Source organism: Candidatus Magnetominusculus dajiuhuensis (assembly GCF_046044395.1).
Taxonomy (GTDB): domain Bacteria; phylum Nitrospirota; class Thermodesulfovibrionia; order Thermodesulfovibrionales; family Magnetobacteriaceae; genus Magnetominusculus; species Magnetominusculus dajiuhuensis.
This window is the reverse complement of sequence record NZ_JBJUSG010000007.1, coordinates 11,883-25,310: the sequence shown is the minus strand read 5'-3', so window position 1 is coordinate 25,310 and position 13,428 is coordinate 11,883. Positions and strand designations below refer to the sequence as shown.

General features: G+C 45.9%; 9 protein-coding genes. 3 read left to right on the top strand and 6 right to left on the bottom strand.

The genetic code is table 11. The features are described 5' to 3' along the window. Window positions 1-33: 33 nt before the first annotated feature. Window positions 34-2,742 carry a preprotein translocase subunit SecA gene (gene secA, locus AB7D94_RS02025; protein ID WP_420264020.1) on the top strand — a complete coding sequence of 903 codons (2,709 nt, stop codon included), beginning with the start codon at window positions 34-36 and terminating at the stop codon, window positions 2,740-2,742. A 16-nt stretch (window positions 2,743-2,758) separates the two neighbouring features. Here the strand turns inward: secA and trpB are convergent, their stop codons facing one another. Next, window positions 2,759-3,943: a tryptophan synthase subunit beta gene (gene trpB, locus AB7D94_RS02020; RefSeq protein WP_420264019.1), complete on the bottom strand. Its 1,185-nt coding sequence runs from the start codon at window positions 3,941-3,943 to the stop codon at window positions 2,759-2,761. Next, window positions 3,940-4,218 (bottom strand): hypothetical protein, encoded by a 279-nt coding sequence (locus AB7D94_RS02015; RefSeq protein ID WP_420264018.1) that lies wholly within the window; start codon window positions 4,216-4,218, stop codon window positions 3,940-3,942. The genes trpB and AB7D94_RS02015 overlap by 4 nt, the downstream gene beginning before the upstream one ends. A gap of 335 nt (window positions 4,219-4,553) precedes the next feature. On the opposite strand from AB7D94_RS02015, the gene AB7D94_RS02010 reads away from it, so the two are divergent. Next, window positions 4,554-6,401, top strand: a complete 1,848-nt coding sequence (locus AB7D94_RS02010; RefSeq protein ID WP_420264017.1) for a hypothetical protein — start codon at window positions 4,554-4,556, stop codon at window positions 6,399-6,401. Window positions 6,402-6,508: 107 nt separating this feature from the next. Beyond that, window positions 6,509-6,922 carry a hypothetical protein gene (locus AB7D94_RS02005; protein ID WP_420264016.1) on the top strand — a complete coding sequence of 138 codons (414 nt, stop codon included), beginning with the start codon at window positions 6,509-6,511 and terminating at the stop codon, window positions 6,920-6,922. Window positions 6,923-9,263: 2,341 nt separating this feature from the next. Here AB7D94_RS02005 and AB7D94_RS02000 read toward each other — a convergent pair. The 4 genes from AB7D94_RS02000 to AB7D94_RS01985 are packed head-to-tail and all read right to left on the bottom strand — an operon-like array spanning window position 9,264 to window position 13,152. Beyond that, window positions 9,264-10,853, bottom strand: coding sequence for an N-acyl-D-amino-acid deacylase family protein (locus AB7D94_RS02000; protein WP_420264015.1), 1,590 nt, complete (start codon window positions 10,851-10,853; stop codon window positions 9,264-9,266). Then, on the bottom strand, window positions 10,834-11,532 hold the full coding sequence (locus AB7D94_RS01995; RefSeq protein ID WP_420264014.1) for an energy-coupling factor transporter transmembrane component T family protein: 699 nt from the start codon (window positions 11,530-11,532) through the stop codon (window positions 10,834-10,836). The genes AB7D94_RS02000 and AB7D94_RS01995 overlap by 20 nt, the downstream gene beginning before the upstream one ends. Then, window positions 11,504-12,931 carry an N-acetylmuramoyl-L-alanine amidase gene (locus tag AB7D94_RS01990; RefSeq protein WP_420264013.1) on the bottom strand — a complete coding sequence of 476 codons (1,428 nt, stop codon included), beginning with the start codon at window positions 12,929-12,931 and terminating at the stop codon, window positions 11,504-11,506. Before AB7D94_RS01990 ends, AB7D94_RS01995 begins: the two co-directional genes overlap by 29 nt. Then, complete coding sequence (locus tag AB7D94_RS01985) at window positions 12,931-13,152, bottom strand: NifU family protein (RefSeq protein WP_420264012.1); 222 nt, start codon at window positions 13,150-13,152, stop codon at window positions 12,931-12,933. Before AB7D94_RS01985 ends, AB7D94_RS01990 begins: the two co-directional genes overlap by 1 nt. Window positions 13,153-13,428 lie beyond the last annotated feature (276 nt).

The following is a 13,428-nucleotide window of genomic DNA, read 5'->3' as shown; positions in this document are numbered from 1 at the left end:
GATAATGTATTTTCTGCGAAGAGGGAAAAATAAATGTTAAACGCGATTCTGAGTAAGATATTTGGCACAAAGAACGAGCGGGAGCTGAAGAAACTATTCCCGCTTGTGGATGAGATAAACGCACTTGAGGCAGGCATTGCCTCAAAGACAGACGATGAGCTGCGGGCTAAGACTGTAGAGTTTAATGAACGCCTTCTTAATAATGGAGATAGGGGCGAGACGCTGGATTCCTTGCTGAACGAGGCCTTTGCGGTAGTCAGAGAGGTATCGCGGCGTACGGTGGGTATGAGACACTTTGATGTACAGCTTATTGGCGGCATGGTGCTGCACCACGGGACGATTGCCGAGATGAAAACAGGAGAGGGCAAGACACTTGTTGGCACGCTGCCCGTATATCTCAACGCCCTCGGTGGGCGCGGCGTTCACGTGGTGACGGTGAATGACTACCTGGCCCGAAGGGATACGCAGTGGATGGGGCCGATATATCACTTCCTCGGACTTTCCGTAGGGGTCATTCAGCACGACAGCTCGTTTCTTTATGACCCCGCGTTTAAGTCAGAATACGAAAAGAACGATTACCTTAGGCCGTGTTCGCGCCAGGAGGCCTATCGCGCCGACATCACTTACGGTACAAACAACGAATTCGGCTTTGACTACCTAAGGGATAATATGAAGTATGAGCTGCAGGACTATGTCCAGCGGGAGCTGAACTATGCCATCGTTGACGAGGTTGACAGCATCCTTATTGACGAGGCCAGAACGCCCCTGATAATCTCAGGCCCGTCTGAGGAATCCACTGACAAGTACTACAATATAAACAGGATAATCCCCAAATTACAGATAAACATTGATTTCACGATAGACGAAAAGACAAAAAACGCCATTCTTACTGAAGAAGGTGGAGTACACGCCGAAAGATTGCTGGGGGTGGATAACCTCTTTGACCCGATAAACATAGAACTCGTGCATCACGTCCTGCAGGGCCTCAAGGCGCATCATCTTTATAAAAGGGATGTTGACTATGTTATCTCTGACGGTGAGGTGCTGATAGTGGATGAGTTCACGGGGCGTCTGATGCCCGGGCGGCGCTGGTCAGACGGCCTTCATCAGGCGATAGAGGCAAAAGAAGGCGTAAAAATAGAAAGCGAAAACCAGACGTTGGCCACGATAACCTTTCAGAACTACTTCAGAATGTACAACAAGCTGGCCGGTATGACCGGCACGGCAGATACAGAGGCGGAGGAATTCGGAAAGATTTATAACCTTGATGTGATGGTAATCCCGACGAATAAACCCATGTCAAGGGTTGACCAGCCGGACTCCATTTACAAGACTGAGCAGGCCAAATTTAACGCCGTAACGGCCGACATACTGGGCTGCCACGAAAAAGGCCAGCCCGTGCTGGTGGGCACAATTTCCATAGAGAAGTCTGAGGTCTTATCGAGGGAGCTTAAAAAAGCAAAGATACCCCATAGCGTGTTAAACGCGAAATATCATGAAAAAGAGGCGGAGATAATCGCCCAGGCCGGCAGATATGGCGGCGTAACGATAGCGACAAACATGGCGGGGCGCGGGACGGACATCGTCTTAGGTGGAAACCCTAAGGGGATAGCCCACGATATGTTGCGGGAGACAAAGGACTACACGCCGGAGCAGTTTAAAGACGCCCTATCAAGGGCAGAGCAGTTGTGTGCCGAGGAGAAAGACAAGGTCATTGAGGCGGGCGGGTTGTATATACTGGGGACGGAGCGGCATGAGGCCAGAAGAATAGACAACCAGTTGAGGGGACGCTCAGGAAGGCAGGGGGACCCGGGGTTATCGAAATTCTATTTATCGTTAGAGGATGACCTGATGAGAATCTTCGGTTCTGACAAGATAGCCGGCCTGATGAGCCGCCTTGGGATGGAAGACGATGTGCCGATTGAAAATTCGATGGTCTCAAAGGCGATAGCCAACGCGCAGAAAAAGGTTGAGGCGCACAACTTCGACATAAGAAAGCACCTGCTTGAGTACGACGACGTTATGAACAAGCAGAGGACGGAGATATACTCGTTCAGGAAGGAGATACTGAGTTCAGACTCATTGAAAGAAAAGGTAACAGACATGATAAAGGACACGGTGGAAGACCTTATAGCGGCACACTGCCCTGAAGATACGTATGCTGAGGAATGGGACATGAACGCCCTGTGGGATTCGGCATACGGCGTATTTGAGGTACCGAGGAGTTATTTAAAGGAAACCCTTGGCGAGGCCGCCAATTTAAATATCATAAGGGAGAGATTACTTGAGATAGCGCAGCGGCATTATGAAGAGAAGGAGAAAAACACATCGCCCGATTTGATACGCTACCTTGAGAAGCAGACGCTGCTGCAAATACTTGACACGCAGTGGAAGGACCACCTGCTGGCAATGGACCACCTGAAAGAGGGCATAGGCCTGAGGGGATACGGGCAGAAGGACCCGCTGGTTGAATACAAGAAAGAGGCGTTTGACATGTTTGCCGATATGACATACAGGATAACGTCGGAGTTCCTGAGCCGCATGTTCCACATACAGATACATGCGGAGGGGGAGGCGATACCGGCGGCGGTGGCTGCCCCTAAGAGACAGCAGGTGTTCTATAACAGAAGTGACGCTGAGAGCGTACAGGTGGTAAGAAAAGGCAAGAAAACGGGAAGAAACGACCCGTGTTCATGCGGAAGCGGCAAGAAGTTCAAAAAATGCTGCGGGCGTGGGGAGTAAAGCGGTCAATGTGCTATCACCCCTGTATTTTCGCTACTTGTTCCACGTCTTTGTCGCCTCTGCCGGAGAGGTTTATTATGACGATTGATGATTTAGGCAATTGCGGTACTATTTTTATTGCCTCGGCTACCGCGTGGGATGACTCAAGGGCTGGGATTATGCCCTCTGTGCGTGCGAGGGTTTCGAATGCGCTGAGTGCCTCTTTGTCAGTTGCGTACGTGTATTTGACGGCATTAATGTCATGTAGCCACGCGTGTTCAGGGCCTACTGAGGCGTAGTCAAGGCCGGCGGACACTGAATGCGTGCCGAGGACATTGCCGTCGTTGTCCTGAAGCAAATAGCTCTTGGTGCCCTGAAGAACTCCCGTGCTTCCCCCTGCAAAACGAGCGGCATGTCTGCCAGTGTTGATTCCCTCTCCACCGGCCTCAACGCCGATGAATTTAATATTCCCTGCCCGCTTATCAGTCAAAAAGGCATGAAACAGACCCATCGCGTTGCTTCCACCGCCTACGCAGGCAATCAGACAATCCGGCAGTCGTCCCTCAGCCTTCAGGATTTGCCGCTTTGCCTCCTTCCCTATTATTGATTGAAACTCCCTGACTATTGTTGGATAGGGATGAGGGCCAAAAACCGTGCCCATCACATAATGTGTTGTAGAGACATTGGCCGTCCAGTCCCTTAGTGCCTCGTTTATGGCATCTTTGAGCGTCTGTGAACCCATGTGTACCTCTGTAACCTTCGCCCCAAGTAGTTTCATCCTGAATACATTGAGCGACTGCCTTTTCGCGTCAACAGAACCCATGTAGATTTCGCATTCCAGGCCAAACAGCGCGGCGGCTGTGGCTGTGGCAACGCCGTGCTGCCCGGCGCCGGTCTCGGCAATCAATCTCTTCTTATCCATCTTAATGGCCATCAGGGCCTGCCCTACGGCGTTATTGATCTTGTGGGCGCCTGTGTGTGCGAGGTCCTCGCGTTTCAGATAAACGCGGGCACCGGATAGTTGAGCGGTTAATTTTTCAGCGAAGTAAAGCGGGGTTGGCCGTCCAATGTAATCGGCGTTAAGCTGGCGCAACTGTGCCTGAAAGCCTGCGTCGGCTTTAAGTGCCCTAAATGCGCCATCCAGCTCCTCAAGGGCGGGGATAAGTGTCTCCGGCACATAGCGGCCACCATAACCTCCAAAGTACCCCTTTTTCACGATCATCCCTTTTTGAATATATCTTCGAGCTGCTTGAAACTGTTTTCCATTACGTTTCTGAATTCTTCCCTGCTTTTTCTCGAAGTGTTCAGAAAGTCCTTTAGAGCCTTTTCAGCGTCGTCGTGGATAGCTTTTTCATTTTTGGATATCTCGGAGAGGACTTTTTCGCTTAATTCTTGTATTTCATATATGTTTTCCAGAGTTGCGTTAAAAGAAGACTTTATGAAGTCAATAAAATTAGCGATATCCACCTGTAACCCTAAGCCTTTTTCATTTTCCATACAGCTGCCTCCTCTGTGGCGATTGCAGTATCTGCCTTGGCTAACTTGCATATGATACCCGTAATCGAGCAAAAAGTCAACAATGCGGGGAACCGGAGATGAGGACGCGACAAATAATCCATATTACATTATTTATAATATAATCTGTTTACTTTTATATAAATATATGCTATAATATGTTATACGCATGTGAGGGCTGAGGCAAATACAGGTCAAGGAGGGTTACCCTCCTTGCGGGAGTTTGAGGGCGGCGCCCTCAATGCCTCTATCTTTTAAATATTTCACAAGGCGGTAATCCTACTGCCTAATTTGTAATATATCAGGAGGAAAGAGACATGGCAGTAACTGACCCGAGCGAGATAGTAAAAACGGCGCAAAACTTCGCGCAGAGCCAGTTGAGCAACGCACAGCAGTTCGTTGATAACCTTTCAAGTATCGCTTCGACGGAGCTGACAGTTAGCAAACCTACGGTATGGGATTGGTCTGTTTATGACAAATCTACTGAGGCGCTCAACAAAATAATGAGCATGAAGCCGGACAGCCCGGCGATTACCAGCTTTGACGCTGAGGTACCGGAGGTGCCGGACTTCTCAATTGACGCCGTTGCCCCTGTGACTGTACCGGAGTTTGATGTCGAGAGACCTGTGTTGACCTATCCTGATAAACCGGACGCGACATTACCTGACGTGCCGGTAATGCCGGAGATAGGGGAAAGTTATAGTCTCCCTGAAAAGCCGTCAATCAGTATTCCTGAGCCGCCGGCGTTGGAGAGTTTTGGCGCTCCAAATTCTCCGACAATATCTATCATGCCATTTACGGAGATGATGCCGGAGGACGACATCATCGTGCCGTCCAACTTATACAGCGACTGGTCGGCGCACTACAACTTTAACGAGCAAGAGTACACTTCGCATCTGAAAGAAGCGATTGAAACGCTGCTGATAAACGACGTGAAAAACGGCGGCACGGGGATTAATCCTGATGACGAGCGGCTGTTATGGGAGCGGGCGAAAGACAGACAGAACATTGAGGCGCAGACGGCCATTGGCGAGGCGCGGCGGGGTTATGCTGCGTATGGATTTACGATGCCGACGGGGGCGATGGTATCGCTTGAGGAAGGCGCCAGAAATAAGGCGGTAAAGGACGCGTCATCAATGACGAGGGACATAGCGATAAAGCGGGCAGAGCTGTATGTAGAACACCGCAAATACTCGCTGGACAAGGCCATATCGCTTGAAGGCCTGTTGATACACTTTCACAATTCGTTGAAAGAGCGCAGCCTCAACGCGTCCAAGGCGGTGCTTGACGCGGGGATAAAGCTATACAACCTGCAGGTGGAGAGATACAAAGCGAGACTGGGCGCGTACAAGACGGCGGCAGATGTGCATGAGGCAGAGATACGGGCGGCCTCTACTCAAATGCAAATCTACAAGACCGAGCTTGACGGTATGTTAAGCGAAGAGCAGCACAGGAGACAGGCGGCGGTGGATATATACAAGGAGCAGATTTCGGCGGTGAACGCGATGATAGCTGTATATAAGACGGAGATGGAGGCGGCGAAGGTCTACGGCGATTTTGAGCAAGCGAGGCTGTCCACGTTTAAGACGAGTGTTGAGGCATATCACACGCTGGTGCAGTCCAAGACGGCGGAGTTCAATATGTATGAGGCCGCAATGAGAGGGGAGATGGAGAAGGTAAAAGTATATGAAGCCGACGTGAGGGCATATCAGGTCAAATCGGATGGTTTAAAGACCAAGGCGACGGTAGATTCTGTCAATATAGAAAACCAGTCGAAAGAGGCCAAGTTGAAACTTGACGCGTATAGCTCGAAACTCAACGGCTTTAAGACAAATCTCCAGATGTCCGAATCGCAGACGAAGAATGTCCTTGATAAGTACCGCTCAGATATAACCGCATATGGCCAGGAAGTGAGCGCGATGACGAAGGCATATGACCTGTTTATACAGACTGGCAGACTCAACTCACAGAGCAACATAGAGTCAACCAACCAGAGTGTAAAACAGGCGGAGTTGGAGTTAAAGCGGCTATCCGAGCAGGCCAAACTGCGGATAGAGGCGTCGAAGTCGGCGGCAGATGTGTACAAAAACCTTGCCTCGGGCGCGCTGTCATCTGTAAACGCCCTTGCGACGGTCTCTACAACCGTGACATCAAAAAGTTCATAGAAGCAGCACAGGTCAGGGTGATAAACGGAGACAATGCAAACGCTTGGGTTGTCTCCGTTAAAATCCTAATTTTATGAACCGTCTAAACATACAATGAGGAGGTTGCTATGCCGTCAAATATAGCTGAAGTTTGTAGATATTACGGGAAACTCTGTGAATCAACCGGCGGTGCTGACGAATACGCTTGTAATTCTCAACAATGCTGTGAGGATTTTAATAGTGATGGCAGATATGGCAGTTATGAGAGTGCAATGTGTATTCGAGAATGCTTGATATCAGATGATATGCTATTTTTTAAAATCTCGGACCTTTCGTACCATGTATTAACCGATTTAAGATTCATAGCTCATATTCACTGCTATGCAATGTGTCCTGGAGGAAAACTCATAGGAATTATGGTTTATATAAAAGGGTTACCGGATTCATGTAGCGAATCTAAGAAGATATTCGATAATTCCATCGAAAAGGACCTATCATCATTTTCAAGCACCTTGCGCAAGCTTGAAGAGCTTTTTAAGTAATAATGCAGTAAACCTGTATAATATAATGGAAATAATAACTGAATTTAACAACAATGAGGGAGATATTATGTAGTAATCTATTTTCATTCTATCAATAAATGGCATAAAATAACTTATAACTATAATGTCGCATATTATTATACTTATATAAGATAGGTATCTTTTTGCCTTGTCGGCGTGTATAAACTTGAAAATTATCAATAGATAATATAAATTTAATATTTCAGCAATTTTAAATATTATATAATCTACACTCCAGATAGACTTATTCGAACTCAGGCTAATATTGTATTTTACCATTAACGATAAAACAAGAATCATAACAAATGTGGTAATACTCAATAATACTACGTTGCGAGATTGATTGTTGTTTTTATATTTTTTATACTTATCCATTAAATACATCATAATTAGCTGCCATCCAAATGAATAAAAAGCTTTATATACAACAATAAGAAGAAGCATTTTGTTGTATGATATTATATTCAATACAGCTTTGATGCCAAACATATAAAACAATGCCGGAAAAGCAAAACAGATTATATAAAAAGGCCAAGATAGAACATACGATGTTTTGTACTTATCTGATATATACATAAAATGATAATACAACGTCCAGAAATATAACAGCTCTATAAATATAAAATAATAGGAACACAATATATCAGTATCACCGATATATTGCAAATCGCCCTGTAAATGCGATTTGATAAATATCATATAATTAAACACAATATAATATAATTCATAAATACCTATATGAATATAAAATAGTATTCGTACTTTCAAGAGTGGGATGACTGATTTATTATGTTTTAACACTATTATTAGCGTTATAATTAAAGCTGAATACACAGCAATTAATGGCGATATTAGACTAATAACAACTATATAAATCATCTGTAATACGAATAACATCGGAGCAATCTCCTGATAAATAGCCAGTTTGCTGAATATATCCTGACTCACCGAATTCATAATCATCATACCTGAAGTCATTTCAAGCTCCTTGCACAAGAATAATGAAATGCTTTTTAAGTAAATACATGGCAAACCTATATAACATAATAGAAATGATAACAGAATCCAAGAGCAGTGAGGGGCAGATTATGTAGAAATCTGCCCTCATTCTGTCAATAAACGGCATAAAATAACATATAGCTATAATATTACCTATTATTATACTTATATAAGATAAGAGTTTTATCATTTTATTGGAATGTATACCCTTATAAACAATCAATAAACAAAATAATATTGATATTTCATTTATTTTTGTAGTTACGAAGTCATGCGAGAGGAATAGCTTAGGGGGATACAGATTAATTTCACCACCCACTATTAAGGCTGCAATAATGATTAAAATAAATATAGTAAAAATTGACAGATTAAGGGTACGCAAATTATGGCTTTCATTATGCTTTATATAGCAATCACATAAATACATCATAATTAACTGCCATCCGAATGAATATAATGCCTTATACATGACTATAAGAACAAGCATTGTATGGTTTGATGCTCCCACTACTCCCATGACACCAAAAATATAAAGACATGCCGTAATGGTAAAGCATATTATATAAAAAGGCCAATATAGAACATATGGTGTTTTGTATTTATCTGATATATATTTATAATGATAATACAATGTCCAATAATACAGCAGCTCTATAAGAGTAAAATAATAAGAATACACTATATCGGCGTTTCCGATAAATCGCAATTCTCTATGTTTATAAGGCATATATTCTTTTATAGTAATAAAATAATTAAATATGATACAATATAATATATAAATAGTTATGTGCACATAAAATAATGTCCGCACTTTCAAATGCGGCACGAGCATATTATTAGATGCTAACAATCTTTTTAGCGATATAATTAAACCGCCATAAATGATACTTAATGGTGCTATTATATAATAAACGGCCTTATAAAAACCAATGAACAAAAAAAACAGGAGCATAAGAGAAGTAGCATACAGTCCTACGAATACTTCCCTGATGAATGAATGCGTAACCATCATACCTGAAGTCATAAGTGCCCTCTATGCTGACAGAAATCTATAAAGTATCTCAGTGATTATAACTGATTGTATTAGTTTAAGCAAGTATCAGTGCAATCCAGTAATTCACAATGAATGGGAAGGCGCAGGCGGTAATATTTACGATGGGAGGTAGTTATTTTGAAAAAATCGGACAAAATAATTACTTCCTACTGTCTTAAAATACGCTGGAATAGGATAGACGCTAAGGATAAATCCCTTAGCGCTTCCTTTATTCATGTCTCCTTTCATATTCATTGAGAATTGCTGAAGCAGGAGCCATACAGGGGGCTATAATACCATGCCGACCCTCGCTGCCGTGAGGGTACCGTCTTTGACGGCGAGGCGGCCATTAACGAATACATATTCAATGCCCTCAGGGGCACTCCACGGTGAGGCATACTCTGAGGTGTCTCTGATTGTATTTTCATTGAAGAGCGTTATGTCGGCATACGCATTTTCCCTCAGCACTCCGCGGTCTTTTAATCCAAAGGTCTCAGCAGGCAACCCCGTAATCTTCCTTATTGCCTCAGGCAGGGACATCAGGCCCTCCGATAGGACGTACTTGCTTAGATACCTCGGGAAACTCCCAAAGCCACGCGGGTGGGGTTTTCCAGATTGGCCGTTTGAGCCATTTCCATTATGTCCGGCAATCGGCCTTACGGAGCTGTCTGACCCTACCATGCACATTGGCAAAGACAGGATGCGCCTCAGGTTGTCCTCGTTCATCGAAAAAAATATGGCATCTACCGCAAGCCGCTCTTCAATTAACAGGCCAATGGCAAAATCTATGGGTTTAACCGACGCGGCAGAAGCGGCATCGGCGATACTCATGCCTTCTAAGTGCCGGTTCTTTTCTGTCTTTACGGAAGACACAAGGACGCCTTTCCAATAGCTGTCATTATCGCGAAAGGCGGCCGTCTCCGCCTTGATTCTTTTTAACTCGGTTGGGTTATTCAACCGCGCCAGCTCCGCCTCATCTCCCCCTTCATATGTCCACGCGGGGAGGGCAGTATCAAGCGAGGTCTGTGAGGCCGTATAAGGGTAGCGGTCACATGTGACCTTGATACCCTCAGAGGCAGCCTTTTCTATCAAATTAATGACGGCGTCAATCTTGTGCCAATTTTGTTTGCCCGCCGTTTTCAGGTGTGAGAGGTGAATCTTTATGCCGGTTTGCCGTCCAACCTCTATGGTGTCTTCGATGGACTCAATGAGGGCGTCACTTTCACTTCTCATGTGGGTTGCGTAAATCAGCGGGGCCACACCTGAGCGCCTTATAAGCCCGATAAGTTCATCGTTTGTGCAGAACACGCCGGGGGAGTATATCAGGCCGGTGGACAGGCCGATTGAGCCGTCGGCAACAGACTCCCTCAGCAGTGCCGCCATCTTTTCTATATCGCCGCTTGTCGCTTCCACGTTCTCGTATCCAAGTACGGAGCCGCGAATGTTTCCCTGTCCGGTAAGGGTGGCGAAATTTATAGCCGGTTTTGCCTCAGAAAGAACCTTGTTATATTCTTTAAAGGTCTGCCAGCGTTTTTGCACCCTGTGGTGAAGGAATTCCTTCTCCAGTTGCTGCTGTGCGTCATTATAAATTGGCGCCGCCGAAAACCCGCAATTGCCGTTTATCTCTGTCGTAACACCCTGAAGGAGTTTAGAGTCTGCCTCTGGGTGCGTGGTAAGGCTGAATTCAGAATGGCTGTGTACGTCAATAAAGCCCGGTGCGGCAATAAGCCCTCCGGCCTCTATGGTGAGTTCGGCGTTGAGGTTTATGCTGTCTGCGATGACGGCTATCTTCGCGCCGGATACCCCAATGTCGGCTGAGTAAGGCTGCCCGCCGGTGCCGTCGCATATGAGTGCGTTTTTAATTAATACGTCTAACATGGCTCTCCTTTTCATTAGTATTTTCTGTTAGTTCAACAAAGACTTTCTCCGGCGAATTGATAATATCCCCAAGCAGGGGGATGATAAGAGACGCCGAAAGCCGCGCCTTGTCTACAAGATTGGGCAAACCCTGCAAACCGGAGACCGCGGCCCTCTCCCTGAAATCACTTTTAAGCCTTAGCGCAATCGCCGGAAATGCCTTCATGGCCATCCCCGCAATCTCCACAAAATCCCTGACAGAAGATTTCTCCGCGGCCCCGGACGAGGGCAACATCCGGTTTAACCCCGCAATCATATCGTCTGCGCTTGTGGTGAGCATCAGGATTTTAGCCCCGACTATCATAAGAAATACCCTCGCTGTCTTCACAATTGCGTCGCCCAGGCCCTCATGGGTTATATCCACCCCCGGCAAAGACATAATAACCCTGCCGCCGGTAAAAAATAGCCCACTCATAAACGTCACAATCAGAAATATGGAAATCGGCAATAAACCCCTGCGGATAGCCCTATCAGGATACAGGAAAAAAAAACACGCGGCGGCCACGCCGGAAATAAGAAGAATTGCCACATCCCTCGTTAAATACGTTGCCACGATAAAAATCACGTAAACGGCAATCTTAAATTCAGGCGAGAAGCTCATCGTTGCCAGACTATTTTCTATGGGGCGACGCCTTGGCATACTGTGTGGCGTCAGGCAGTGAGGAGACATATTTATTAATACCAGCGGCGATGGACTCGGCCAAGACCTTCTTGTAGTCGTCCGTGTTAAGCAGCCTCTCTTCTGTGTTGTTAGTAATATATGATACCTCAACAAGGGCTGCCGGCATGGACGCCCCGACTAAGACGTAGAACAAGGCCTGTTTGACGCCGTGGTCGGTTACGCCTTTGTATTTTTTGCCGATTTTGGAGATCATGGACTTTTGAATATAGTGTGAGAGGTGCAGCGACTCATCACGTTTGCTCTCACGCGCCAGCGACGCCAGGATGAGGCCGAGGTCGGACTGAACCTCTTTCATCTGCTTTATGGATATGGCGTTTTCGCGGGCTGCCACTCGCAGGGCCTCGTCGGAGTTAGAGAAGTTCAGAAAATATGTCTCTATTCCCCTTAGGGATGGCGAGTTGTTGGCGTTAGCGTGAATGGAGACAAACATATCCGCCCTTTTGCCGTTGGCAATAGCCGTGCGCTCATCCAACGAGATGAACGTATCGTCGGTTCTGGTCATATATACCTCAAAGTAATATTTCTCTTTGAGTATCTTTGCAAGCATCAGTGATATATCAAGGACAACGTCCTTTTCTTTGAGGCCGCTTTTACTCATAGCGCCGGGGTCATGGCCACCGTGTCCTGGGTCTATGACGATTGTCTTTCTGGCTATGAGGGCATCGCCTCCTGGCTGCCCACCTTGTTCTTTGGCCTTGAGTCTGCCCGTGTCGGTGGACTCATGGGTTTTCTCCGTGGGTTTGTCCGTATCACTGCCCTTTTCCAATCCTTTTTCCAGTTCTTTAGGCTTTTCCGACTGTTTAGCCGCCTCTTTAATTACTTCTGGTTCTTTAATTACCTTGGATTCTTTAATTATTTCCGGTTCTTTGGCCTCCATGACCACCTCGGGGGTGGCTGAGGGCTTATCATGATTTTCCTTTTCAATATTTTCAACAACGGGGGGGATGTCCCTGGCGCCGTATATATCAACGACTACCCTGTCAGGGTTGGTCAATGTGAAAATCTTGTACTCCTCGAAATTGTCGAGGTCCATGACTACCCTGACGGTGTCCTTGTCGAACTGTCCGACGCGAATCCTCTTGATGATGGAGTTATCCACATCTATTGTCTTCTTCATGAAAGACAGTGACGAGGCGTGTTCGAGGTCAAAATATATTTTTTTGCTGTCTTTCAGCTCGCCTTTTTTTAAGTTTGTTAAGGAGACAAGGTCAATAACGACGCGCACATATTCCTTTGAGGCGAAATAACGAATATCCTTAATCTGCGTTACGGGAGTAATGGTCGCGCGCGATATGCCATGATAACACACAAGGGCGGCGCACACCAGAATAATGATAAAAAGGAGTCGGCGTCTCATCAGACCGCCTTGACCCCCTTAATGGACGGCAGCGCATCCATAAAAGTCTTCTCGACCCAATTCTTCATCGTAAGGCCAGACATCGGGCACGTCTCGCATGAACCCAAAAGCCTGACATACAGCACATCGTTTTTTAAGCCGACGACTTCGACATCCCCGCCTTCGGCCTTAAGGCCTTCCCTTACCTTCTGTATAACCTTATCAAGTGCCTCGTTATCCATATAATCTATATGTTGCACCTCATCTTCAATTATACCATATAACCCACTATCTCACTAACACATTTATACATATCGGCGCGCCGTGATATTTCTTTAGGATGAGACAGGGAGGGGCAGGGCAAACGCATTTGGAAAATAAAACAGAAGATATATATGCAATCATTCCGACTTGTCCCTTTCCGCCATTCCGGCTTGTCTGGAATGATAAAAATGAGGGAGTCAATTTCTAATGTGTTTGCCCTGCGGTAAGGGCTGGTATCATTTAAAGCGGGTGAA

What these genes read in the sequence shown, in the direction of transcription:
- secA (WP_420264020.1), top strand. Translation starts at nt 34, where the DNA reads ATGTTAAACGCGATTCTGAGTAAGATATTTGGCACAAAGAACGAGCGG.
- trpB (WP_420264019.1), bottom strand. Translation starts at nt 3,943, where the DNA reads ATGATCGTGAAAAAGGGGTACTTTGGAGGTTATGGTGGCCGCTATGTG.
- AB7D94_RS02015 (WP_420264018.1), bottom strand. Translation starts at nt 4,218, where the DNA reads ATGGAAAATGAAAAAGGCTTAGGGTTACAGGTGGATATCGCTAATTTT.
- AB7D94_RS02010 (WP_420264017.1), top strand. Translation starts at nt 4,554, where the DNA reads ATGGCAGTAACTGACCCGAGCGAGATAGTAAAAACGGCGCAAAACTTC.
- AB7D94_RS02005 (WP_420264016.1), top strand. Translation starts at nt 6,509, where the DNA reads ATGCCGTCAAATATAGCTGAAGTTTGTAGATATTACGGGAAACTCTGT.
- AB7D94_RS02000 (WP_420264015.1), bottom strand. Translation starts at nt 10,853, where the DNA reads ATGTTAGACGTATTAATTAAAAACGCACTCATATGCGACGGCACCGGC.
- AB7D94_RS01995 (WP_420264014.1), bottom strand. Translation starts at nt 11,532, where the DNA reads ATGCCAAGGCGTCGCCCCATAGAAAATAGTCTGGCAACGATGAGCTTC.
- AB7D94_RS01990 (WP_420264013.1), bottom strand. Translation starts at nt 12,931, where the DNA reads ATGAGACGCCGACTCCTTTTTATCATTATTCTGGTGTGCGCCGCCCTT.
- AB7D94_RS01985 (WP_420264012.1), bottom strand. Translation starts at nt 13,152, where the DNA reads ATGGATAACGAGGCACTTGATAAGGTTATACAGAAGGTAAGGGAAGGC.